Annotated in this window: 22 protein-coding genes and 1 pseudogene; 10 read left to right on the top strand and 13 right to left on the bottom strand. The window is 65.7% G+C overall.

From position 1 onward, the window contains the following. The first annotated feature begins 3 nt into the window (after positions 1-3). Complete coding sequence (locus tag M9917_RS09555) at positions 4-1,554, top strand: SpoVR family protein (protein ID WP_297253087.1); 1,551 nt, start codon at positions 4-6, stop codon at positions 1,552-1,554. A 12-nt stretch (positions 1,555-1,566) separates the two neighbouring features. On the opposite strand, the gene M9917_RS09560 is transcribed toward M9917_RS09555, so the two are convergent. Together M9917_RS09560 and M9917_RS09565 are read right to left on the bottom strand one after the other, a co-directional pair. Continuing rightward, entirely contained in the window at positions 1,567-2,478 is a 912-nt protein-coding gene (locus M9917_RS09560; protein WP_297253089.1) for a DUF72 domain-containing protein, read from the bottom strand. Continuing rightward, positions 2,475-2,609, bottom strand: coding sequence for a hypothetical protein (locus tag M9917_RS09565; protein WP_297253091.1), 135 nt, complete (start codon positions 2,607-2,609; stop codon positions 2,475-2,477). The genes M9917_RS09560 and M9917_RS09565 overlap by 4 nt, the downstream gene beginning before the upstream one ends. Positions 2,610-2,746: 137 nt before the next feature. On the opposite strand from M9917_RS09565, the gene M9917_RS09570 reads away from it, so the two are divergent. Continuing rightward, positions 2,747-2,986, top strand: coding sequence for a DUF2171 domain-containing protein (locus M9917_RS09570; protein ID WP_297253093.1), 240 nt, complete (start codon positions 2,747-2,749; stop codon positions 2,984-2,986). Between the two features lie 21 nt (positions 2,987-3,007). Here M9917_RS09570 and M9917_RS09575 read toward each other — a convergent pair whose 3' ends face one another. Continuing rightward, positions 3,008-3,187 (bottom strand): hypothetical protein, encoded by a 180-nt coding sequence (locus M9917_RS09575; protein ID WP_297253094.1) that lies wholly within the window; start codon positions 3,185-3,187, stop codon positions 3,008-3,010. Between the two features lie 144 nt (positions 3,188-3,331). Here M9917_RS09575 and M9917_RS09580 point away from each other — a divergent pair, with 144 nt between their 5' ends. Together M9917_RS09580 and M9917_RS09585 are read left to right on the top strand one after the other, a co-directional pair. Next, positions 3,332-3,520, top strand: a complete 189-nt coding sequence (locus M9917_RS09580; RefSeq protein WP_297253096.1) for a hypothetical protein — start codon at positions 3,332-3,334, stop codon at positions 3,518-3,520. 85 nt (positions 3,521-3,605) lie between these two features. Then, complete coding sequence (locus M9917_RS09585; protein ID WP_297253098.1) at positions 3,606-4,463, top strand: SDR family oxidoreductase; 858 nt, start codon at positions 3,606-3,608, stop codon at positions 4,461-4,463. Between the two features lie 26 nt (positions 4,464-4,489). Here the strand turns inward: M9917_RS09585 and M9917_RS09590 are convergent, their stop codons facing one another. Next, a complete protein-coding gene (locus M9917_RS09590; RefSeq protein ID WP_297253101.1) occupies positions 4,490-5,371 on the bottom strand; it encodes a LysR family transcriptional regulator in 882 nt (293 codons plus the stop codon). Positions 5,372-5,464: 93 nt separating this feature from the next. On the opposite strand from M9917_RS09590, the gene M9917_RS09595 reads away from it, so the two are divergent. Continuing rightward, the gene (locus M9917_RS09595; RefSeq protein ID WP_297253103.1) at positions 5,465-6,475 is read left to right on the top strand and encodes a YeiH family protein; all 1,011 of its coding nucleotides are present in this window, start codon (positions 5,465-5,467) and stop codon (positions 6,473-6,475) included. 99 nt (positions 6,476-6,574) lie between these two features. Here M9917_RS09595 and M9917_RS09600 read toward each other — a convergent pair whose 3' ends face one another. After that, complete coding sequence (locus tag M9917_RS09600; RefSeq protein ID WP_297253105.1) at positions 6,575-7,063, bottom strand: nuclear transport factor 2 family protein; 489 nt, start codon at positions 7,061-7,063, stop codon at positions 6,575-6,577. 274 nt (positions 7,064-7,337) lie between these two features. Here M9917_RS09600 and M9917_RS09605 point away from each other — a divergent pair, with 274 nt between their 5' ends. The 5 genes and pseudogenes from M9917_RS09605 to M9917_RS09625 all read left to right on the top strand — a co-directional run bounded on the left by M9917_RS09605 (position 7,338) and on the right by M9917_RS09625 (position 12,520). After that, positions 7,338-8,693: a M24 family metallopeptidase gene (locus M9917_RS09605; RefSeq protein WP_297253106.1), complete on the top strand. Its 1,356-nt coding sequence runs from the start codon at positions 7,338-7,340 to the stop codon at positions 8,691-8,693. Positions 8,694-8,730: 37 nt separating this feature from the next. Beyond that, positions 8,731-9,618: an NAD(P)-dependent oxidoreductase gene (locus M9917_RS09610; RefSeq protein ID WP_297253108.1), complete on the top strand. Its 888-nt coding sequence runs from the start codon at positions 8,731-8,733 to the stop codon at positions 9,616-9,618. Next, a pseudogene (locus M9917_RS09615) lies at positions 9,615-9,742 on the top strand (aldehyde dehydrogenase family protein); the annotation flags it as partial. The gene M9917_RS09610 and the pseudogene M9917_RS09615, both read left to right, overlap by 4 nt. Before the next feature lie 32 nt (positions 9,743-9,774). Next, positions 9,775-11,970, top strand: a complete 2,196-nt coding sequence (locus M9917_RS09620) for an alpha-ketoacid dehydrogenase subunit alpha/beta (RefSeq protein WP_297254811.1) — start codon at positions 9,775-9,777, stop codon at positions 11,968-11,970. After that, entirely contained in the window at positions 11,963-12,520 is a 558-nt protein-coding gene (locus tag M9917_RS09625; RefSeq protein ID WP_297253110.1) for a VOC family protein, read from the top strand. The genes M9917_RS09620 and M9917_RS09625 overlap by 8 nt, the downstream gene beginning before the upstream one ends. A gap of 322 nt (positions 12,521-12,842) precedes the next feature. Here the strand turns inward: M9917_RS09625 and M9917_RS09630 are convergent, their stop codons facing one another. From M9917_RS09630 to M9917_RS09665, 8 genes are all read right to left on the bottom strand, one after another. Next, positions 12,843-13,865: an IS110 family RNA-guided transposase gene (locus tag M9917_RS09630; protein ID WP_297253112.1), complete on the bottom strand. Its 1,023-nt coding sequence runs from the start codon at positions 13,863-13,865 to the stop codon at positions 12,843-12,845. Between the two features lie 324 nt (positions 13,866-14,189). Then, the gene (locus M9917_RS09635; RefSeq protein ID WP_297253113.1) at positions 14,190-15,350 is read right to left on the bottom strand and encodes an NADH:flavin oxidoreductase; all 1,161 of its coding nucleotides are present in this window, start codon (positions 15,348-15,350) and stop codon (positions 14,190-14,192) included. Between the two features lie 335 nt (positions 15,351-15,685). After that, positions 15,686-16,648: an amidohydrolase family protein gene (locus M9917_RS09640; RefSeq protein WP_297253115.1), complete on the bottom strand. Its 963-nt coding sequence runs from the start codon at positions 16,646-16,648 to the stop codon at positions 15,686-15,688. A 185-nt stretch (positions 16,649-16,833) separates the two neighbouring features. Then, positions 16,834-17,487, bottom strand: coding sequence for an EthD domain-containing protein (locus M9917_RS09645; RefSeq protein ID WP_297253117.1), 654 nt, complete (start codon positions 17,485-17,487; stop codon positions 16,834-16,836). 64 nt (positions 17,488-17,551) lie between these two features. Beyond that, a complete protein-coding gene (locus tag M9917_RS09650; RefSeq protein ID WP_297253118.1) occupies positions 17,552-18,346 on the bottom strand; it encodes an SDR family NAD(P)-dependent oxidoreductase in 795 nt (264 codons plus the stop codon). Between the two features lie 67 nt (positions 18,347-18,413). Continuing rightward, on the bottom strand, positions 18,414-19,280 hold the full coding sequence (locus M9917_RS09655) for an isocitrate lyase/PEP mutase family protein (RefSeq protein WP_297253120.1): 867 nt from the start codon (positions 19,278-19,280) through the stop codon (positions 18,414-18,416). A 555-nt stretch (positions 19,281-19,835) separates the two neighbouring features. Next, entirely contained in the window at positions 19,836-20,681 is an 846-nt protein-coding gene (locus M9917_RS09660) for an amidohydrolase family protein (RefSeq protein WP_297253122.1), read from the bottom strand. 90 nt (positions 20,682-20,771) lie between these two features. Next, entirely contained in the window at positions 20,772-21,818 is a 1,047-nt protein-coding gene (locus M9917_RS09665; protein ID WP_297253124.1) for an ABC transporter substrate-binding protein, read from the bottom strand. Positions 21,819-21,824: the final 6 nt, after the last annotated feature.

Genomic DNA, 21,824 nt, shown 5'->3' on the forward strand with positions numbered 1-21,824 from the left:
CCGATGCCCGAGCATGCGTCCCAGCGCGAGCTGTTGTTCTCCGGTTCGGACTGGAGCTTCCGCAGCCTGTCGCGGGCCTATGACGTCATCGAGGCCGTGGCGAAGGAGGAGCTCGGGCTCGATACCTACCCGGTGCAGATGGAGGTCATCTCCTCGGAGCAGATGCTCGACGCCTATTCGTCGATCGGCATGCCGCTGATGTACCGGCACTGGTCGTTCGGCAAGCATTTCCTCTATCGGGAGCTGCTCTACCGCAAGGGTGGGCGCGGGCTCGCCTATGAGCTCGTGATCAACGCGAATCCCTGCATCGTCTACCTGATGGAAGAGAACACCATGGCGCTCCAGGCCCTGGTGACGGCGCATGCCGCCTTCGGGCACAATCATTTCTTCAAGAACAACTACCTGTTCCGGCAATGGACGGATGCCGGCGCCATCCTGGGCTATCTGGATTTCGCCAAGGGCTTCATCGCCCGCTGCGAGGAAAGGCATGGCGTTCAGGCGGTGGAAGCCATCCTCGATGCCGCCCATGCGCTGATGGAGCAGGGCGTGTTCCGCTACCGCCGCCCGCCGAGGCTGTCCTCGGCGAAGCAGCGCGAGGGCCTGCGCGAGCGGCTGGACTACGAGGAGCGCTCCTACAACGATCTCTGGCGCACGATCCCGCGCCTGGCGGAGGGCGGCAAGGCCGACGAGATGGAGGATGGCGTCGCCGAGCGGAAGCGGGCGCTCAACCTGCCCGAGGAGAACCTGCTCTATTTCCTCGAAAAGAACAGCCTGATCCTCGAACCCTGGCAGCGCGAGATCCTGCGGATCGTCCGGGTCATCGCCCAGTATTTCTATCCCCAGCGGCAGACACAGGTGATGAACGAGGGCTGCGCGACCTTCGTCCACTACACCATCATGAACGCGCTGTTCGATCAGGGTCGGATCGGCGAAGGCGCCATGCTCGAAATCCTGCGCAATCACGCCAATGTCGTGCTTCAGCCGGGTTTCGACGATCCTCGCTTCTCCGGCATCAACCCTTATGCGCTGGGCCTGGACATGATGCAGGACATCCAGCGCATCGCGACCGCGCCCACGGCGGAGGATCGCGACTGGTTTCCCGAGATCGCGGGAGCCGGCGATTGGCGCGCGATCCTGCTCGAGGCCTGGGCCAATCACCGCGATGAATCCTTCATCCGCCAGTTTCTCAGCCCGGCCCTGATCCGGAAATGGCGGATGTTCGTGCTGTCGGATACGGCGAGCGAGCGCTTCTACAGCGTCGCCTCGATCCATAACGAGCGCGGCTACGAGCAGATCCGGTCCGCTCTGGCCCGCAGATACGACATCGGCGCGAGCCATGCGGACATCCAGGTCGTGGACGTGGACCTGCTCGGCCAAAGGCATCTGCGCCTGCAGCATACCATCAATGACGGCATCCTGCTGGAAAACGACAGTTGCGACGCCACGCTGCGTCATATCCGGACGCTCTGGGGTTACGACGTCACCCTGCAGGGCGTCGATGCGCAGACGGGAGCCACGCTCTACGAGCGCTCCGGTCGCCAGTCCCCAGGCTAGCCCGACCTCGGATCATGCCGCGAGGCTCTTCGCGTTCCGCTGCCAGACGACCCCGAGCATACGCATCAGGACTGCAGCATCCTGCGGCGCATGGCGCTTGTCGGTATTGTCGAAGAACAGGAAGATGTCGCGCGGATGATCCGCGGCCCTGTCCGGATCGCCCGCGAAATCGCCGTCGCGCATCGGCCGCCCCGCATGCCAGGCCCTGATCCGCGCGGCCCAGCGCTCCAGCGAGGCCTCGTCATAGCGCGAGCGGTAGAGTTCCTCGGCCCCGTGCAGCCGGCAATAGACGAAGTCCGCGGTCAGATCCATCAGCCTCGGCCAGTCCGCCGTATCGGCACAGACGAGCGCAACGCCGTATCGGCGCAGGAGATCGATGAAGGCGGGATCGCGAAAGCTGTCGTGCCTGATCTCGACCGCATGCCGGAGCGGGCGCAGGGCATCGGTCTCGACCCAGGCCCTGCCGTCGAGATGCGCGTCATGCCGGCTGGCGAGCGCGGCCGCTTCGCGCGTGTCCTTCGGAAGCAATGCGAGGAAATCCTGCATGAGTGCGGCATCGAAGCGGAAGCTCGGCGGGAATTGCCAGAGCAGCGGGCCGAGCTTGGGGCCAAGACGCAGAAGGCCGGACGCCAGGAAATTGCACAGCGGCGTCTCGACCTGCCTGAGGCGCAGCACATGGGTGATGTAGCGCGAGCCCTTGATCGCGAAGACGAAATCCGACGGCACGGCCTCGGCCCAACGCGCGAAGCTCTCCGGCTTCTGCAAGCCATAGAAGGTGCCGTTGACCTCGAGCGCCGGAAATTGCCCGGCCGCGAAAGCAAGCTCGCGCTTCTGCACCAGCCCCTTCGGATAGAAATGCCCGCGCCAGGGCGGATAGGTCCAGCCCGACAGCCCGATGCGGATGTTTTTCCCCGACGTGCTCATCTTCGGCCAACGCGCATGCCTCGGTTCCGTTCGAGGCGGTTGCACGGTCTCAGGCCGATGGCCGCGTTGAGCTCCGCCAGATTCGCCGTGTTGCGCGCGGTTCGGAGGATGGTTTCGTCGGTGAGCGGCATCGGCGCATGTCCTCGCTTCGGAGAGGAACGCGCGGGACATGAAAAGGATCACCCCATCCGCCGGTTCATCGCGGGCTTCGATCGCCCGGAACTGAATGGCGATGCGGCGGGTTGCGACTCCGGCAAGGGAGATCACCATGATGTTCGTCGAACAGGTTCGGGAAGGTTTGGAGATCGTGGGCTCGGATGGCGTGCATGTCGGCACGGTCGACGGGCTGTCCGGGACGCTTCTCAGGCTGAAGAAGTCCGATCCGTCTTCCGGCGGCACGCATCATTACCTCGATATCGGGCTGGTTGCCGCGATCGAAGGCGACACGATCAAGCTGCTCGTCCCGGCTGCGGAAGCAAAGCAGCGCTGGTCGAAGGAAAGCGCCTGAGGCGTTGCCCGCGACATGCCCTCATCGGTCGCGCTGCGGGCGGCGGCCGTCGCGGGCACGCTGCCGGGCATTGGCTTCCGAAATCACCGCCGGGCCTTTCATGGCCTCCTCCGCAGGCTCCTCGCGCCTTTCCGGCGGTCGCTGGTTCGGCTCGGTCGGGCCGTTCGTGCTGCCGTTCCGCTCGGGCTTCTCGTCGGTCATCATATGTCCTTCCTGCTGCAATGTTGCCGTGGTTCGGTTCGTCGAGAGGCAAACAGCCATCGCCGCACATTGGTTCCTGCCGGCGATGGAACCGGCGGGAGCGGCGCCGGTTCACTGCGAGGGGCATCCAGACAGGAGGCGGCCATGCGCGACGGCGAAGGCAACAAGCTCAGCCCCGAGGAACAGCAGCGTGTCAAATCGATACAGGGCGACCCGGGACCACAGGCGACCACGAAGGTCTCGATCGATCCCGGTTCCGAAAAGGACACCGGCGAGGCGGACAAGCCGTCAGTGAAACCGGACGACAAGCCCGCGGCCGGCGTCGGCGAATAGCGGCGACCGGCGCGAGGGCCGGCCTTCCCGAACTTCAGCCGAGTCCGTCTCGAAGCGCTGACCCGCACGCAGCAGGAGAGCCCCGATGACCGCACGTTTCGAGCCGCCTTTTCCGGAGCAGAAGCAGCCGATGCCGGGATCGACCGAGGCGATGACGCCGCGGCCGGACCATGGCGAATCGAGCTATGTCGGCTCGGGCCGGCTGAGGGGCAAGCGCGCCGTCATCACCGGTGGCGACAGCGGCATCGGCCGTGCCGTCGCCATCGCCTTCGCGCGCGAGGGTGCCGACCTCCTGATCTCCTATCTCGACGAGGATGACGACGCCGCCGAGACTGCCCGCTGGATCGCCAAGGCCGGGCAGAAGGCGGTGCTGGTGCCGGGCGACATCCAGCATCCGGCCCATTGCCGCGCGATCGTCCAGCGGGCCGTGGACGAGTTCGGCGGCATCGACATCCTCGTCAACAACGCCGCGCATCAGGCGAGCTTCGATGCGATCGACGCGATCTCGGACGAGGAATGGCAGCTGACCTTCGCGGTGAATATCCATGCGATGTTCTACCTGACGAAGGCCGCCGTTCCCCATATGAAGCCGGGCTCCTGCATCATCAACACCGCCTCGGTGAATGCGGACAAGCCGAACCCCAGCCTGCTCGCCTATGCCGCGACCAAGGGAGCGATCCAGAACTTCACCGGCGGGCTCGCGCAATTGCTCGCGGACAAGGGCATCCGCGCCAATGCGGTCGCGCCGGGACCGATCTGGACGCCGCTCATTCCCTCGACTCTCCCGGTCGAAAGCGTCAGCCATTTCGGCGAGCAGGTGCCTATGAAGCGCCCCGGCCAGCCGGCGGAGCTGGCGACGGCCTATGTGATGCTGGCCGATCCGCTTTCCAGCTATGTCTCGGGCGCGACGATCGCCGTGACCGGCGGGCGGCCGATCATCTGAGGCCCGCCATCGAAGGCGAGGTCCCGCTAGTCCGGTTCCCTGCAAATCCGCTCGAATGCCAACGCGGCGGCGGACAGACGCCGTTCCTTGTGGCGAAGGATGGTGAACTGGCGCGGCGCGAGCGCGATATCGATCCCGACGAGCTCGCCGGAGGCGATGAACGGCGAGACGACGAGCCGCGACAAGGCCGCCGCGCAGGCGCTGCCGCGGACCGCGCTCAACACCGCCTCGTTGGTCGGCAGGATCAATGCCACCGGTAATGTCGTGGAATCGATGCCGATCGCAGCCAGGGCGGCTTCGAATTCGGTTCTCGTGCCCGAGCCCGGCTCCCGCATGATCCAGCGCAGCTCCCGCAGGCGCTCCGGCGTCGTAACCGCCCCGACGCCCGGCGCGCGCGACGACACCACGATGATGAGCTCGTCGGAACGGAAGGGATGTGCGGCCAGGGCCGCCTCGTCGACGCTGCCTTCGATGAAGCCGAGCTCGGCGCGACCGGACGTCACCGCCTGCACGACACCGGCCGTGTTTCCATCCCTGAAGCCCACGGAGATTCCGGGATAGAGCGCGGTGAAGCGCAGCAGCCTCGCCGGGAGCCAGTAATTGGCGATCGTCTGGCTGGCCTCGATATCGAGATGGCCGGTGCGCAGGCCCCCGAGCTCGCTCAGCAACCCTTCCGCTTCCTTGACGGCCGCGAGCGTCCGCCGGGCCTCGGCCAGGAACAGCCGCCCCGCGCGGGTCAGCTCGATGCGCCGGCCGACGCGATCGAAAAGATCGACGTTGTAGACCGCCTCCAAGGCCCTGATGGCGGCGCTGGCCGCCGAGGGCGTGAGCCTCACGGCGGCTGCGCCTTTCGTCAGGTGCTCCCGTTCGGCGACGGCGATGAAGGTTGCGAGCTGTTCCGGCGTCATCGTTCAATCCAACTGAATGGAACATGCAATATTATTCGATGGATCGGTACAGCGGTACACCCTATTTCCGCCGCCGACAGACGGGAGAAACCAATGCCGAGACCGGGTTATGCGAAGGGGATTCTCCCCGGGGTGCTGCTGTCGGCGGCGATCGGCCTGTTGTCGGCCGGCTTCGAATGGGTCGAGGTCCGGCTGTTCGGCTATGCCTATCTGGATGGCCTCGTCGTCGCCATCCTCCTCGGCACCCTGCTTCATACGGCTTTCGGCTTGGACAAGCGTTTCGTCGCCGGCGTGAAGTTTTCCGCCAAGATCGTGCTCGAGGTCGCGATCGTGCTGCTCGGCGGCACGATCAGCGCCGCGGCCATCGCCTCCTCCGGCCTGCCCCTGATCGCGACCGTCGTCGGCGTCGTGACGATCACGCTCTTTCTCAGCTACGGCATCGGCCGCCTGCTCGGCCTCGACGACAAGCTCGCGACGCTGGTGTCCTGCGGCAATTCGATCTGCGGGAACTCGGCGATCATGGCGGCCGCGCCGGCGATTGACGCCCGCTCGGAGGACGTCGCGGCCGCGATCGGCTTCACGGCGGTCCTCGGCATCACGGTGGTGCTGTTCCTGCCTCTCAGCATACCCCTGCTCGGCCTCGATCACTGGCAATATGGCGTGGTCGCGGGCTTGAGCGTCTATGCGGTGCCGCAGGTTCTGGCGGCGACGGTGCCGGTCAGCATGCTGAGCGCGCAGATCGGAACGATCGTCAAGCTGGTCAGGGTGCTGATGCTCGGCCCGGTCGTCCTCGCGATCGGCATCCGGTACGGACGCCGGGGCGGCGCCCGCCTGCCGCTGTCGGTCCTCGTGCCCTGGTTCATCGTCGGATTTCTCGTCCTGATGCTGGCCCGGTCCTTCGGATTCCTGCCCGACGCCATCATCGGGCCGCTGAACCTCGTCTCCTACAAGCTGACGCTGATCGCGATGGCCGCGCTCGGCCTGTCGGTCAACCTGCGCTCCGTGCTGGCGTCCGGCGGCAAGGTTCTCGCGGCGGGGGCCCTGTCGATCGTGATCCTGATCGCCATGGCGATCGTGGCGGTGTCCTTCCTGCCGATCACCTGACGCGGCGAAAGCAGGATCGGCGCCCCGGCAAGGCGGCGCGATCACCGAAGGGCGAGAGGCGCTTTCGCCCTCTCGACCGTTGCGGGGGATACGGCTTTCTCAGGAATACGCGATCTGCGACTTGTTCGCGCGGAAGCGCGAGGTTTCGTGCATCCATTCGAGGTGAATTTCGCGCGACGCGATCAGCCAGCGCCCCTCCTCGGACAGCGCAAACCGATCGAGATAGCGGCCGACATGGTCCAGCCCGATTTCGGAAAAGACCGTGAAGTAGGATACCGAATGGGCGGCATCGGGCCCCGTCACCTCGATGAACCGCGTGGTCAGGTTGTGCCGCTGAAAGACGGATGCCCGGTCGACGTTCTTCAGGCGGTTCTCCAGGCGCTGTCTGAACGCATCGCAGATCTTCGCGCACCCCGACACCCGCGTGCCGTTGCTGAGCTGCAAGGTCGCGTCGACGGCGAAGGCCCTGCCGACCTGCTCGAAATCCGCATTGTCGATCCCGAGCTGATAGATCGACATCGTATGCATGATATCGATGTAGGCCTGGGTCTTGGCGGGGTCGCCATAATACTTGATGTCGCTCGTCATCGTCTTCCCTCTGCTCAGGCTTCCATCTTGTTCGCGGCTGCGCATCCGGCATGAGCCGCCGCATCGCCTACCCCGGGGGGCGCGCTCATGGGCGATGCGGATCGCAGCCTCGCCCGTTCGGCATGCCGCGATACCGAATTTAATTATTGACTAAACCATTAGCGGATGGGAAATATTTTGACCAGAGCGGAAATCTCGGGGATGCGTCGTCCGACAGGCAGCGCTCGCATTGCTGAGTTTCTGGCGAAGCGGCTGCAAACACAGGATAGCTGACATGGCGATTGCAACGCATGGCACGATGGCGGTGGACTGGGAGAGCCGGATCGATTTCGACCGTCTGAGGCAGGAGCGGCTGGCGCGCGTCAAGGCGAAGCTCGCGGCGTCCGAGATGGGCGCCCTTCTGTGCTTCGACATGACGAATGTCCGCTACATCACCTCGACGCATATCGGCACCTGGGCGCAGGACAAGGTTTCGCGCTGGACGCTCCTGCCGCAGAACGGCGAGCCGATCCTGTGGGATTTCGGCTCGGCCGCCAAGCACCACTCCCTCTATGCGCCCTGGATGGGCGGGGACGAGCGCTCGCGGGCGGGCATCCCGCTGCTGCGCGGGGCGATGACGCCGGACATGGGCCGCGCCGAGGCCACCGCCGACAAGATCGTGCGGGAGCTGGAGAAGCACGGCCTGCAGAACGAGCCGGTCGGTATCGACCTGGTCGAGCCGCCGATCCTGTTCGCCTTGCAGGCGCGCGGCATCAAGGTCGTCGACGGCCAGTGGCTGATGCAGGACGCGCGCGTCATCAAGACCCGCGACGAGATCAGCCTCCTGAGCCATGCCGCCGCGATGGTCGATTTCGCCTATGAGGAACTCTACCGGGCGATCCGGCCGGGGGTGAGGGAGAACGAGCTCGTCGGCCTCGCCAGCAAGTTCCTCTACGACAACGGCTCGGAATATGTCGAAGGCGTCAACGCCATCTCGGGCGAGCGCTGCAGCCCGCACCCGCATGTCTTCTCCGATCGCGCTCTTCGCCCCGGCGACCCGGCCTATTTCGACATCCTGCACAGCTATATGGGCTATCGCACCTGCTACTACCGCACCTTCGCGGTGGGCAGCGCCTCGCAGGCGATGAGCGACGCCTACAAGCGCTGCCGCGACTATCTCGACCAGGCGATCGCCCTGATCAAGCCCGGCGTCACCACCGGCGAGGTGGCGCAGCTCTGGCCGAAGGCCGAGGAGTTCGGCTTCCCCAACGAGGAGGCCGCCTTCGGCCTGCAATATGGCCACGGCATCGGCCTCGCCATCTGGGAACGCCCGGTGATCAGCCGGCTGGTCTCGATCGACCATCCGGAGGTGATCCAGGAGGGCATGGTGTTCGCGCTGGAGACGTTCTGGCCGGCCAAGGGCAGCCACCACGCGGCGCGGATCGAGGAGGAGATGGTGGTCACCAAGACCGGCGTCGAGGTGATCTCCAAGTTCCCGGCCGAGGAGCTCCTGGTCTGCGGGCGCCAGTACTGGTCGGGCCACGACATGCTGGCCGGCATCCGCCACAGCGAGTCGCACTACAACAACAAGCGCGTGTTCCCGGAGGGCGAGCGCACGCAGAAGCCGCGCTTCGGCAACACCTGGGAGTGATCCCGGCGGCATCGGGACGCGGGCGGAAGGGACGGGCATGAGCGAGCGGATCGGCTGGATCGGGCTGGGCAAGATGGGCGCGCCGATGGCGCTGAACATCAGGCGGGCGGGCCACGACCTTGTCGTGTGGAACCGCAGCGCCGCGCGGTGCGAGCCGCTGCGCGCCGCCGGCGCGACGGTCGCCGCCGATGTCGCGAGCCTGGCGGCCGGTGCCGATATCCTGTTCGTCTCGGTGGCCGACGACGAGGCCCTGCGCCGGGTGGCGCTGGGCGAGGCCGGGGCGCTCGCTCACATGCGCCCCGGCAGCATCCTGATCGAGACGAGCACGGTCTCGGTCGCGATCTCCGCCGAGATCGCGCGGGCGGCGCAGGCGCGCGGCATCGGCTATCTGCGCGCGCCGGTGTCGGGCTCGGTCCAGCTCGCCAGCGCCGGCAAGCTCGGGATGCTGGTGTCGGGGCCTCGCGCCACCTTCGAGGCGGTGGAGCCGATCCTGGGCCTGATGACGGCGCAGCGGCTTTATGCCGGCGACGGCGAGCAGGCGCGGGTGCTCAAGCTGACCGTCAACATGATGGTCGGCCTCACCGCGGCGATGGCGGGCGAGGCGATGGCTTTCTGCCTGAGGAACGGCATCGACCGCGCCACCACGATCGACGGCATCGCGGCGAGCGTCGCCGCCTCGCCGCTGTTCGGCTACAAGGCCGAGGCGCTCAAGGCCCGCGATTTCTCGCCCAGGTTCAGCGCGGCGCAGATGGCCAAGGATTTCGATCTGGCGCTGTCGGCCGGGCACGCGCTCGAGGTGCCGATGCCGCTGACGGCGCTGGTGCGGCAGGGCTGGGCGACGCTGATCGCGGCCGGCGAGGGCGACGACGATTTCTTCAAGTATACCGAGCTGGCCATCCGCGCGGCCGGCGTCGACGAAGCCTGATCTCGACCGAGGTCGCGCCGTTTGGCGGGATCAGGGAATCCGGCGTGGCCGCGAGGGCTCGCGCTACGGAATCGAGGACTATGTCGAGATCAAATACATGTGCATGGGCGGGCTTGCCGCCTGACCCGGCGCCAGCATGAGCAAGACGGGGTGACGATGCCGGCAACGAAGAAGCTGAAGCCCATGGCCGACTGGCTCGAGGTCAGCGCGACGGAGGCTGACTGGGCTGCGACCGGCAAGGCCGAGGCGCTCAAGATGCACAACCATCTCCACCTGGTGCGTGCCTTCGAGGACATGGTGCTCGAGGTCGACCGCGAGGGGCTGATCCACGGCCCGGCCCACAGCTCGGTCGGGCAGGAGGGGGGCGCGATCGGCTCGATTGCGCCGCTGCGCGCCAGCGACCAGGTGACCGGATCGCATCGCGGCCACCACCAGTTCCTCGCCAAGGCGCTGAACTATGTCGATCCCGGCCATGCCGATCCGCTGACGACGGAGCTCGGCGACGGCATGATGGGCGTGCTGCAGCGGACGCTGGCCGAGATCATGGGGCTGGCGCAGGGCTTCTGCAAGGGACGGGGCGGCTCGATGCATCTGCGCTGGGACGAGGCGGGGGCGCTCGGCACCAACGCCATCGTCGGCGGCGGCGTGCCGATGGCCACCGGCGCGGCCTGGTCGAACAAGCGCGCCGGCAAGGGCGACGTGGTGTTCTCCTATGTCGGCGAGGGCGGCGTCCATATCGGCTCGGTTCCGGAGGCGATGAACCTCGCCGCGCTGTGGAACCTGCCGATCTGCTTCTTCATCGAGAACAACGGCTTCGCCGTCTCGACCACGGTCGCCGAGCAGACCCGCGAGACGCGCGTCTCGGCGCGCGGGCTCGGCTTCGGCATCCCCTCCTTCCGGGTCGACGGCATGGATCCGATCGCGGTGCGCGCGGCGACCGAGCGCGCGCTCGAGATCATGCGCGCCGGCAAGGGGCCGGCGATCATCGAGGCGGTGGTCTACCGCTTCTACCACCACGGCAACGGCATCGCCGGCAGCGCCTTCGGCTATCGCAGCAAGGACGACGAAGCCCGCTGGCGCAAGCGCGATCCGCTGAGCGTGATGTTCGACGGGCTCCAGGCGCAGGGCTGGCTCGACCAGGACGGCAACGCCCGGATCGCCGACCGCGCCAGGGAAGCCATGAAGACGGTGGCCAACGCCCTGACCCGGCTCGACGGCAACAAGCGCACGATCATCGAAAGCCTCTGGCCCGATCCGGCCCGGCGAGACGTCGGCCTGCGCGGCGACCTGTCGGAGCTCGAGGGGGTGCGCTTCGAGGAGCAGGAGAGCTTCTCCGGCGCGCTGGCGGAGATGCGCTTCGTCGACGCGGTGGCCGAGGTGATGAACCGGCGCATGGCCGAGGATGAGCGCATCTTCTGCATCGGCGAGGATATCCACCGCCTGAAGGGCGGCACCAACGGCGCGACCAAGGGCCTGTTCGACCGCTATCCCGACCGGATCGTCCCGGCCCCGATCGCGGAGGCCGGTTTTTCCGGCCTCGCCGGCGGCGTCGCGATGATGGGGCGCTATCGCCCCGTGGTCGAGCTGATGTATCCGGATTTCGCGCTGGTCGCGGCCGACCAGCTGTTCAACCAGATCGGCAAGGCCCGCCACATGTTCGGCGGCGAGACCAACATGCCGCTCGTCCTGCGCACCAAGATCGCGCTCGGCACCGGATACGGCTCGCAGCATTCGATGGACCCGGCCGGGCTGTTCGCGCAGTGGCCGGGCTGGCGCATCGTCGCCCCCTCCACCCCGTTCGACTATGTCGGGCTGATGAACAGCGCGCTCGCTTGCGAGGACCCGGTGCTCGTGATCGAGCATGTCGGCCTCTACAACGAGAAGATGCCCGGCCCCGCCGAGGACTACGACTACTTCATCCCGCTCGGCAAGGCGAAGGTGGTCCGGCCGGGCAGCCAGCTCACCGTCCTGACCTATTCCCTGATGGTGGGGCAGACGCGCAAGGCGGTCGAGGCGCTGGGGCTCGATGCCGAGATCATCGATCTTCGCTCGCTCGACCGGGCCGGAATCGACTGGGAGACGATCGGCGCCTCGATCGCCAGGACGAACAATGTCGTGGTGGTCGAGCAGAGCCCGCTGACCGTCTCCTACGGCGCAATGCTGACCGACGAGATCCAGCGCCGCTTCTTCGATCATCTCGACCAGCCGGTGCAGCGCGTCCACGGCGGGGAAAGCTCGCCCAGCGTCTCGAAGGTGCTGGAACGGGCGGCCTTCGCGATGAGCCCGGAGATCGAAGCGCAGCTGCGCCAGATGATGATCGATACCGGGCGGGGGGAGCTTGTCGGTGCCTGAGACGAAACCGCTAAAGCCCGCCGCCCGGATGCCGGGATTGCGCGGGGTCGAGCATGTCGGCCTCACGGTGCCCGACCTCGAGGAGGCGACGCGGTTCCTCGTCGACGTCCTCGGCTGCGAGCGGTTCTACGACCTCGGGCCGTTCCGCTTCGAGGACGACTGGATGACGCGCCAGCTCGCCGTTCATCCGCGCGCGGTGATGAAGAAGCTCAGGTTCTTCCGCTGCGGGCACGGGCCTAATTTCGAGGTCTTCGAATACGAGGCGCCCGACCAGAACCCCCAGCCGCCGAAGAACAGCGATGCCGGAGGCCATCACCTCGCCTTCTATACCGACGATTTCGACGCCGCCCTGCAATGGCTGCGCGATCACGACGTCGAGATCCTGGGCGAACCGGTGGTCCGCCACCAGGGCCCCAGCGCCGGGCAGAGCTGGGTTTATTTCCGCGCGCCCTGGGGAATGCAGTTCGAACTGGTCAGCTTCCCAGCCGGCAAGGGATACGAGGCGGAAACGGACCAGCGGCTGTGGAGCCCGGTCCGCCCCCAGGACTAGCAATTCCGCGATCCAGAGAATCGCGGAATGGCTCCAGCGGAATCGGGATTCGCAAACCGGTTGGATCGTGATTCATATGTGGACGCCCCCTATGGCAAGGCTTTTTGTCGGGATGTTTTGATCGGTTGCTTTCATATGTCCGGCCTGTTTGTGCGGCGTGATGGTTGCCGCTGGCCCTGATGGAAATCCGCCGACGAGGTCCCTATCAAACTGGCGCGCTGCTGGGGCGCATTGAATCACGCGGGTTGGCCTCGTCATTGGCTCGATCGTCACTCATCATCGACTGCCGTCACCAATTCGGGTTGTCTCTTCGGTCGGCCGCTCAGGCGGCGTGCTGTTGGGGTCTGTAGCTCTCCTTGCGCGTCATCAGGACCCATGCGATCCGGGCGAGCTTGTTGGCGAGCGCGATCGAGACGAGCCTGAAAGGCTTCTTCTCCAAGAGCTTCCTGATCCAGGCGGCCATGGGCGTCGGCTTGTCCTTCGTGTGCCGGATGACGGCGGTGGCGCCGACGACGAGCAATCGACGGAGGTAGCGGTCTCCCTGCTTCGAGATTCCGCCCAGCCTGGTCTTGCCGCCGGTCGACTGCTGCTGTGGCGTCAGGCCCAGCCACGCGGCAAACTGCCGGCCGGAGCGGAACTGATCGGGATCGGTGACGGTGGCGGCGACCGCGGTCGCCGTGATCACACCAAGGCCCGGAATAGCGGCGAGCCTGCGGCTTGCTTCGCTCTCGACATGCCAGGAGGCGATCTGCCGATCGAGTTCCGCGATCTCCTGGCCGAGGGCCACGATCTGGCGAAGCATGATCTCCAGCGCTGCGCGGGCGAAGGAAGGAAGCGCGTCCCTGTCCGAGAGCGCCTGCTCGGCGAGCCTCGCCAAATTGGCGACGCCGGGATTGGCGACAAGCCCCAGCTCGGCCAGATGCGATCGCAAGGCGTTGGCGGCTTGCGTGCGCTGGCGAACAAGCAACGAGCGGGCGCGATGGGTCATGAGGATGCCCTGCTGGTCGACCGTCTTCACCGGTACGAACTGCATTGTCCGCCGCTGGACCGCTTCGCAGATCGCCTCTGCGTCGAGGGCGTCGCTTTTGCCGCGCTTGACGAAGGCCTTGACGTAGGACGGCGGGATCAGGCGAACCTCATGTCCCATCGCCGAGAGCGTTCGCGCCCAATGGTGCGCCGTTCCGCATGCCTCCACGCCGATCAGGCAGGGCGGAAGCTTTGAGAAGAACGGCAGCATCTGCTTGCGATGCAGCTTCCTGACCAATGCCGTCGCGCCGTTCTCATCAATCCCATGCGCCTGAAAGACGCTCTTCGCCAGGTCCAGTCCAATCGTCGTGATCGTCATCGCGCACGCTCCTCTCGCTGCTTCGGCAGCCGGATCGGCACCATAGCGCCGCCGGTGGGCAGGGGCGTCCACATCATCAAGCCGTCTGTCGGGAGAAGGTGGCCCGCAGGGACGACGCGACCTTAATCTGAGGACCTGCGCGAGCGGGCTTTGCCGGTCGCGCCCGTGGCGCTGCTTCTGTCGGGCGGGGCGAGCTATATTGACCGGCACGACCATACCCGTCGACGGGCGGTTGTCTGGCCCGATAACGACAAGGCTCCAGCGAGGGCCTGTCGATCCTCGCCGGAGCCTCTTGCAGCCGTTTTACTGTTCAGGCGTCCCGCTTCAATAGAAGACGTTGCGCGACTGCGATGAATAGGCGGTAATGTCCTCCCAGGCGCCGTCGCGCACCTTTTCCGGCCATTTGTGATCGACGAGCAGCGAACGGCCGACGGCGATCAGATCGAACTCCTCACGCTCCATCAGGTGCACGAGACGGTCGAGCGGCACGGTCTTGGTCGTGTAGCCTCCAACCTGCTCCTGCGGTCGGGCGATATGAGCCTGATCGAGCCCGACCGAGCCGACGCCGATGGTGATCTTGCCGGTGAGCTTCTTCGTCCAGCCGGCGAGGCTGAGGTCGCTTCCCGTGAAGGCCGGCTCCCAGAAGCGCCGGGTGGAGCAGTGGAAAACGTCCACGCCCGCGTCGGCGAGCGGTTCCAGGAGGCGGGCGAGCTCCTGAGGATCATGCGCGATCCGAGCGTCGTAATCGGCGGCTTTCCATTGGGAGAAGCGCAGCCCGATGGGAAAGTCGGGCGCCGTGCGGCGGCGGCACTCGCGGACGATTTCCGTGGCGAACCTCACCCGGTTCTCCGGCGAGCCGCCATAGGAATCCGTGCGGTGGTTGGTCTTCTCCCAGAGGAACTGATCGATGAGATAGCCGTGCGCGCCGTGGATCTCGACGCCGTCGGCCCCGATCCGGTGAGCCCGGGCCGCAGCCTCGGCAAAAGCCTCGATGACCTGATCGATGTCGGCCTGCGTCATCGGCCGGCTGACCTGACGCGGCTCGGTGGCGCCCGGCTCGACGAAGGCAAGGCCGGAGGGGCCGATCGGAAGCAATTCGGGGTTCCAGCCGGCGCTGGCGACGGGGCGGCGCGTCCCCGTATGCCAGATCTGCGGGAAAATCCGTCCGCCGGCGCGGTGGACCTCGTCGATGACGAGCTGCCAGCCCGCGAGTGCATCGCTGCCATAGAAGCGCGGTATATCCTTCGCGTCGGAGGCGACCGGATGATCGATCCAGGTTCCTTCCGATATGATCAGCCCGACGCCGGATTCCGCGCGGCGGCGGTAATAGGCTGCATTGGCCTCGCCCAGCACGCCGCCAGGTGCCTGACGGCGCGTCATCGGCGCCATCACCAGGCGATTTCGCAGGTGAACCGGGCCGCGATCCAGCGGTGCGAACAACGAGCCTACAGAGATCGTGGATCGGGAATGAACGTCAGCTGTCATGAATCTTCCTCAAATGCCGCATGCCTTTCGGGCCTGCGTGCCGGATGCTTGTGGAAGCATCGCCAGTTCTGCAAGCGATCCGCATCGCCCGGCCCGCGGTCGGCGGCCAGGATCACAGGATGGCCGATGCCGGCGCCAAGTCAGGCCGCGCCGGACCGCCGCTCCCTCGCGCGAGAATGAGAGAGGGAGCGGGCCGGCATGGTCGCCAGCATCGGCCACCGTGCTCACAGTGTCTAGGGCAATTCCGCAATTCCCCGAATCGCGGAACTGCTACAAGCCTTTGTTTTATCGCATTTTCTTCACGCGAACCGGGGTCCGCTTCGCTCGAAAATGCTCTAGGTCGAGAGGCCGAGAAGACGGGCGGCATTCTCGCCGAGGCAGCGCTGACGGATCGCATCGTCCGCGAAAGCGAGATCCTTGAACTGGCGAAGGCTCTGCCCGAGCGGGCGCACAGGGTAGCTGCTTGCATAAATCAGCCTGTGGCTCAGATAGAAGTTGGCCGCCTTCAGGAACTCGTCGGCTCCCGGCATATTCGGGAGATGCATGTAGAAATCCGGAACCAGATAGATGTTGGTGCACTGCATGGCGACGGCGCACATCTGTACCGTCCACGGCCATGACCCATGGGGAACGACGATCTTCAGCTTCGGGAACTTGAGCGCGACGCGCTGAATGGTCGCCGGGTCGCTGTAGGTCAGGTCCGGCCCGAGGAAAATGCTGCTCGTGAGTGAAAGGATCAGCCCGAGCTCCTCGCATTTCGCGTAGATCGGGAACAGGCGTTCGTCGCTGTTGTAGAGGGGCGGGTTGCAATAGCCGTTGTCCATCGCGACGCCGCGCAGGCCGAGGTCGACGATCCGGTCGATTTCGGCGAGAGCTGCCTTGACGTTCGAGCCGTCGACGGCGCCGATGCCGAGGAACCGGCCCGGATAGAGCTTGACCAGCTCCGCAACATCCTCGTTGGGGACGCCGTTATACGGCGCGGGGGCCTGCCGCCCGATGGCGACGGCCATGTCGATGCCGGCCTCGTCCATCTCCTCCATGAAGGCTTCCATGGATTGCTCCTCGAAGGAGCGGTAGCGTTCCAATCCGATCTGCAATGCAGGCATTGTCACCGGATCGGGGCTAGGGTTGCGCGGCCGGTACAGAAAGCTGCCCCGGAAGCCTTTGAAGGGCGGTCTCACACGAAAATCAATGATCATGGTCTGGCCTCGATTGCCCTGGCGCCTGAGCCGGTATGCGGGGCCTGGAGCCGACCGCTCCGGCTCGGCGATGCTATGCCGACGTGCCGCCGGGTGCAAGGCTTATTCTGTTTTTCATGAATGGATATGTCAGTAACGAAACAGATATGGCGCGTCGCCGCTTCCGCTCCATAACGCCGTCGGGGATGGCGACGGCCGCATCGATGCCCGCGACAGGCCGCTTGCCTGCCGGTTCTGCCGGGAATGACGGGGAGGCTCGACGACAAACCGGCCGAGAGTCGGATTCAGATGATCGTCCGGGGATCGACCCGATAGCATTCGAGCGCCCCGCCCGAAGCGGTGAGCGAGGCATGCAGGGCGGAGAGCGCGGCTTGATCGGCAAGCCGGTCGAGCGTGACGGTGTTCTCGCAAGCGAGCTCGATCAGCAGCTGGGGCGGCTCGGGCTCGTGCCACAGATGATCCCGCCAGCCGACCTCGCCGAGGCGGTTGACGGCGGCGACCCGCACGCCCGGCAGGGAGGCGAACATCCTGGTAAGCGCGGTGATATGCGCCTCGGCATCGCCGCCGCCGAAGCGCGCGGCGACCATCACCTTGAGCGGGTAGCCGCCCGCATCCTGGCGGCTCTCCTCCACCGGGAAGATGGTGATGCCGCGGATGAAGTTCAGCTCGTCCACGGGCAGCTCCTTGGCCGCGGCGGAGGCGAAGGCGGTTTTCTGCGCCTGCGCATCGGCGAACCAAAGCTCGACGATGCCGTCGAAGGAGAACGGATCTTGCGGATTGAGCTTCTCCAGCAGGCGCCGGCCGATCGGGTTCTGGACGTAGCCGTGCACCATCGGCATCCGGGTGACGATTTCGCCGTGAGTCCCGAGCCAATGGCTCGAGAACGCGTCGAAGGTGAGATCGCTGCGCCGCGCCAGCAGCGTCATTCGCTTCAGCATGTCCTGCTCCTTCAAGGGGCCGTCCGATAACGGGCCGCCGTCGTCGCTGCCCATCGGCTTGCGGTCAGAGCATGAAGCGGCCGCCGTCGACCATCATGGTCTGGCCGGTGATGTAGTTGGAATCGTCGCTGGCCAGGAACAGAGCCGTGCCGACCAGATCCTCGGGCTTGGCGGCGCCGAGCAGGATCGCGGCCGAGAACTGCTGGACCGCCTGGCCGACTTCCTTGGTCGAGCCGATATCGACCAGATCCTTGTCGAGCTGCTCCCAAAGCGGGGTCTGCACCACGGCGGGCGCAAACGCATTGACGGTGATCTTGTGCTGGGCCAGCGAACGCGCGGCGGCCTGGGTCAGCGAGAGGACCGCGGCCTTCGAGGCGCTATAGGGCGCCATATTGCCATAGCCCTGGCGCCCGGCGACGGAGCAGGTGTTGACGACCTTGCCGCCCTTGCCCTGGGCGATCATCTGGCGCGCGGCCTCCTGCGTGCCGATCAGAACGCTGAAGGCGTTGACCCGCATCACCAGGTTCCAGTTCTCTTCCGTAACGTCCATGAAGTTCAGCGGCTTGTTGATGCCGGCGTTGTTGAACATCACGTCGAGCGAGCCGAACTCCTTCGCGGTCCGCTCCACGGCGGCGCGGATATCGCCGCGCTCGGTGACGTCGGCCTTCACGCCGATCGCGCGCCCCACGCCGGGGCTCGCGCTCTCGCTGTTCACCTTGGCGGCGACATCCGCCACGGAGGGGTCCAGATCGACGAGGGTGACATTGGCGCCTTCCCGCACCAGCCCCTGAGCGAACGCCAGACCAATTCCGCGCGCGGCCCCGGTCACCAGGCAATTGCGTCCCGTAAGCCTACCCATTGTCTTCTCCATCGTCATATTGGCTGGTCGATCGGGTCGCCGGGCGAGGCCGGGCGACGGCCGATGGTCACGATCTGAACGTGTTGTCGATGTCCGCCCAATCGCCGAAGCCGACGAGGCGCTTGTATTCCTCGAAGCTGACGGCGTTCACGTCGGGCTTCAGCTTGTCCTCGCGCAGGGCCGCCAGCGTCTCCTTCATCACGCGAGCGGAGCGCATCAGAAGATTGATGCCGTGAATGATCATCGAGAAGCCCATCTCGCCGAGCTCGGCGTTCGACAGGATCGGCGTGACACCGCCTTCCAGCATGTTGGCCAGATGCGGCACGCCGAAGGAGCCGCCGATCTTCCCGAGCTCCTCGACGCTGCGCGGGGACTCGATGAACAGCCCGTCGGCGCCGGCCTTGAGATATCGCTCGGCGCGGCGGAACGCGGCATCGAGGCCCTCGACATCGCGCGCGTCGGTGCGGGCGATGATGAAGAACTCCTTGTCCTCACGCGCCGCGGCGGCCGCCCTGAGCTTGGCCTCCATCGTCTCGGTCGGAACCAGGACCTTGCCGGCCATGTGGCCGCAGCGCTTCGGAGCGACCTGGTCCTCGAAGAAGATCGCCGAGGCTCCCAGCCGCTCATAGGCGCGGGTGGTGCGGACCACGTTCTTGACATCGCCATAGCCGTCATCGGCATCGACGAGCACGGGCAACGCGCTGGCCGCCATCATCTCGCTGACGTTCTGATGCATCTCGCCGAGCCCGACCAGGCCGATGTCCGGCAGGCCGTAGCGCGCGCCGATCACGGGGAAGCCGCCGATGAAGTAGGCCGGGAAGCCCGCATCGGCGATGAGCCGGGCGCTGAACGCATCATGGGCGCCGGGGAGGACGAGCGGCTTGTTCTGCGCCATGAGCTCGCGCCAGGTGGGGTTCTTCCTCTGCGCAGACATGCATCTCTCCGAGAGCCAGCGTTGTTTCTCAAGCGTGCCGTTCAGACGAAGGACGCTTCGATGCCCCCCGGCAAGCCGGATCGCCAAGCCACGAGCGTCCATGTCGCTGAATGGCCATCAATTCTGACCATGCTGAAATAATTCGTCAATAGCAAAGTTGTCTTCGGTATCCGCCGCGCCGCCTAACCGGGCCGTCCGTCACTGCCGGGATCGGGCTCGGACTGCGCTTGGGACCGGTCGCAGCGGGCCGCGCAGGCATCCGTCGCGTCACGGACAGGAAGGTCCGGCAAGGCTGGGGATTGGGCGCCTCGATCCAGTATCGGAGCTGCAGGCCGGCATTTGTCGCGCTGACCGTGACCTCGCGCCGCTGAGATTTCCAGGCGCCGTCAACCTTCAGCAGGTCATCGTGGTATTCGTCCATCAGGCGGGGCGCTTCCACGCCGTCGCCTTCGATAATATGATTTGTGGTCCAGTGGCGAACCGGATAGCTCCCTCCGCGCCGCTGATCGATGAAAGCAAACAGGTCGGCGCGCGCCGCTGTTCAAGCCGCCCGCATTACCACCGCGGCTTGTTGGCGAGCAGCCGTTCCGCATTGCGATACAGAATATTCTCCATCGCCTCCGTCTTGATCGGAAGCGACTGGAACCATTTCGTATATTCGACGATCGGCGTGAGCGGATAGGCGGTGCCGAACAGGAAACGCTCGGACAGGAAGCTGTTGGCCGCCTTCACATAGTCGTCCATGCCGGGCAGATGGTGCAGATACATGTCGGGCGAGATGTACAAATTCGCGCGCCGGAATGCGACATGGATGATTTCCTTCGCCCAGGGCCAGTTGCCGTGGGCGGAAATCACCTTCAACTCCGGAAAATCGTTCAGCACGCGGTCGATGTGCTCGGGCGAGCTGTAGCTGATGTCGGGGCCGGTATTGCCGCCGCCCATCAGGATCACCGGAACGTTCTTGTCCTCGCAATAGGCGTAGATCGGGTAGAGGCGCCTGTCGTCGAAGTATTTCGGCTCGGCGGAGAGGCCGGGCTCCATGTTGATCATGTTCATCCCGAGCGTGCGCGCTTCTTCGATCTGAAGCATGGAATCCTTGCGCGTCGTCGGATCGACCGAGGCGACGGCGACGAATTTATCGGGGAACGTCTTTGCGATTTCGGCGACGCTGGTATTGGGAACCGCGCCGATCTGGGCGGTATTCCGGCCGACCACGACACCCTTGGTGATTCCGGCCTGCTCCATCTCCTTGAACAGCAGGTCCATGGACAGCTTCTTCACCGATTCGGCCTGCTCGAAGCCAAGCTGATTGGTGAAGCGAGCGATGATCTCGACGCGCTTGAAGTTGGCGTTGAGAAACCCGCCATAGGGTGGGCGCAGGCGAAAATCGATAATGTTCATGATGGACCCAAGGGTAACTTGCGGACGGAAACCTGAGCAGCCGGGCGCGTCTTCCGCGGGGCATGACACCCCGCGGAAGACGCTTCCCGCTTATTTCTTGCTCATCATGGTGCGCCAGCGCTCCAGGATCGTGTCCCGCACGTCGAGCATCGCGGCATAGTCGAACGGCTCGACCTTCAGGCTCGCCAGCGGCGGCAAGCCGGCCGGCGGGGCAACCTGCGGCAGGACGCTGTAGCCGCCGAGATCGGTGACGACGCGCGTCTGGTACTTCTCCGAGAGCATATAGTTGAGGAAGTGGCGCGCGGCGTTGGGATGGGGCGTGTTGGCCGGCACGGAAGCGGAGAACTCCACCGCGACCGGGCGGTCGGGGAAGTGGAACCCGATGGGAGCGCCTGCCTTGATCTGCGCCGCAGGGGCCGTCTGGGCGATCACCGCCACGGTCCGCTCGCCGCGCGCCACGAGATCCGCGCCCTCGACCTCGCGGGTGGTTTCGATCAGGCCGTTCGAGATCAGCGCCTGGATGAAGTCCCAGCCGTACATATCGACCAGCGTCTTGATCAGCACCAGGACGGAGCCGCTGTTTTCCGGAGACCCAACGACGATCTTGTTCTTGAACTCGGGCTTGGCGAGGTCTTTCCACTCGCGCGGCAGCTGATCCTGCTTCACCAGGTCCTTGTTGTAGACGACCACCTGGAACGAAGCGATGGCGGTGTGGGCGAAATCGTCCTTCGACTGGAACGCCGGCAGGATCGAGGACTTCACCGGCGGCGCATAGGCGGCCGCCAGGCGATCGTTGGCCATGATGATGGACGCGGATTTCTCGAGGACGATGACGTCCGTGAGGTGCTGCCCGACCTTCTCCTGCGTATAGAACTTCTGCAGCGTCGGATTGGTGCCGCCGATGCGGCTGTATTCCATCGTGATGCCGGTATCCTGTTGATACATCGCCATCATCGCCGCTTCGACTGTCTGCGGGAAGATGCTGTAAACGACGACCTTGCCCTCTTTCTTGGCGGCCGCGAGAAGCTGCTCTACCGAGGCGTTCTGCGCCCTCGCAAGACCAGCCTGCCCGATCAAGGGCGTGCTCGCCAGCATCGCAAGCGCCTGGCGCCGTGACATATTTCCGATAAAAGACATGAGTTC

The organism is Bosea sp. (in: a-proteobacteria) (assembly GCF_023953965.1).
Taxonomy (GTDB): domain Bacteria; phylum Pseudomonadota; class Alphaproteobacteria; order Rhizobiales; family Beijerinckiaceae; genus Allobosea.

Excerpts from the sequence above, each read along its gene's own strand:
- M9917_RS09555 (WP_297253087.1), top strand. The coding sequence starts at position 4 with ATGCCCGAGCATGCGTCCCAGCGCGAGCTGTTGTTCTCCGGTTCGGAC.
- M9917_RS09560 (WP_297253089.1), bottom strand. The coding sequence starts at position 2,478 with ATGAGCACGTCGGGGAAAAACATCCGCATCGGGCTGTCGGGCTGGACC.
- M9917_RS09565 (WP_297253091.1), bottom strand. The coding sequence starts at position 2,609 with ATGCCGCTCACCGACGAAACCATCCTCCGAACCGCGCGCAACACGGCG.
- M9917_RS09570 (WP_297253093.1), top strand. The coding sequence starts at position 2,747 with ATGATGTTCGTCGAACAGGTTCGGGAAGGTTTGGAGATCGTGGGCTCG.
- M9917_RS09575 (WP_297253094.1), bottom strand. The coding sequence starts at position 3,187 with ATGACCGACGAGAAGCCCGAGCGGAACGGCAGCACGAACGGCCCGACC.
- M9917_RS09580 (WP_297253096.1), top strand. The coding sequence starts at position 3,332 with ATGCGCGACGGCGAAGGCAACAAGCTCAGCCCCGAGGAACAGCAGCGT.
- M9917_RS09585 (WP_297253098.1), top strand. The coding sequence starts at position 3,606 with ATGACCGCACGTTTCGAGCCGCCTTTTCCGGAGCAGAAGCAGCCGATG.
- M9917_RS09590 (WP_297253101.1), bottom strand. The coding sequence starts at position 5,371 with ATGACGCCGGAACAGCTCGCAACCTTCATCGCCGTCGCCGAACGGGAG.
- M9917_RS09595 (WP_297253103.1), top strand. The coding sequence starts at position 5,465 with ATGCCGAGACCGGGTTATGCGAAGGGGATTCTCCCCGGGGTGCTGCTG.
- M9917_RS09600 (WP_297253105.1), bottom strand. The coding sequence starts at position 7,063 with ATGACGAGCGACATCAAGTATTATGGCGACCCCGCCAAGACCCAGGCC.
- M9917_RS09605 (WP_297253106.1), top strand. The coding sequence starts at position 7,338 with ATGGCGATTGCAACGCATGGCACGATGGCGGTGGACTGGGAGAGCCGG.
- M9917_RS09610 (WP_297253108.1), top strand. The coding sequence starts at position 8,731 with ATGAGCGAGCGGATCGGCTGGATCGGGCTGGGCAAGATGGGCGCGCCG.
- M9917_RS09620 (WP_297254811.1), top strand. The coding sequence starts at position 9,775 with ATGCCGGCAACGAAGAAGCTGAAGCCCATGGCCGACTGGCTCGAGGTC.
- M9917_RS09630 (WP_297253112.1), bottom strand. The coding sequence starts at position 13,865 with ATGACGATCACGACGATTGGACTGGACCTGGCGAAGAGCGTCTTTCAG.
- M9917_RS09635 (WP_297253113.1), bottom strand. The coding sequence starts at position 15,350 with ATGACAGCTGACGTTCATTCCCGATCCACGATCTCTGTAGGCTCGTTG.
- M9917_RS09645 (WP_297253117.1), bottom strand. The coding sequence starts at position 17,487 with ATGCTGAAGCGAATGACGCTGCTGGCGCGGCGCAGCGATCTCACCTTC.
- M9917_RS09650 (WP_297253118.1), bottom strand. The coding sequence starts at position 18,346 with ATGGGTAGGCTTACGGGACGCAATTGCCTGGTGACCGGGGCCGCGCGC.
- M9917_RS09655 (WP_297253120.1), bottom strand. The coding sequence starts at position 19,280 with ATGTCTGCGCAGAGGAAGAACCCCACCTGGCGCGAGCTCATGGCGCAG.
- M9917_RS09660 (WP_297253122.1), bottom strand. The coding sequence starts at position 20,681 with ATGAACATTATCGATTTTCGCCTGCGCCCACCCTATGGCGGGTTTCTC.
- M9917_RS09665 (WP_297253124.1), bottom strand. The coding sequence starts at position 21,818 with ATGTCTTTTATCGGAAATATGTCACGGCGCCAGGCGCTTGCGATGCTG.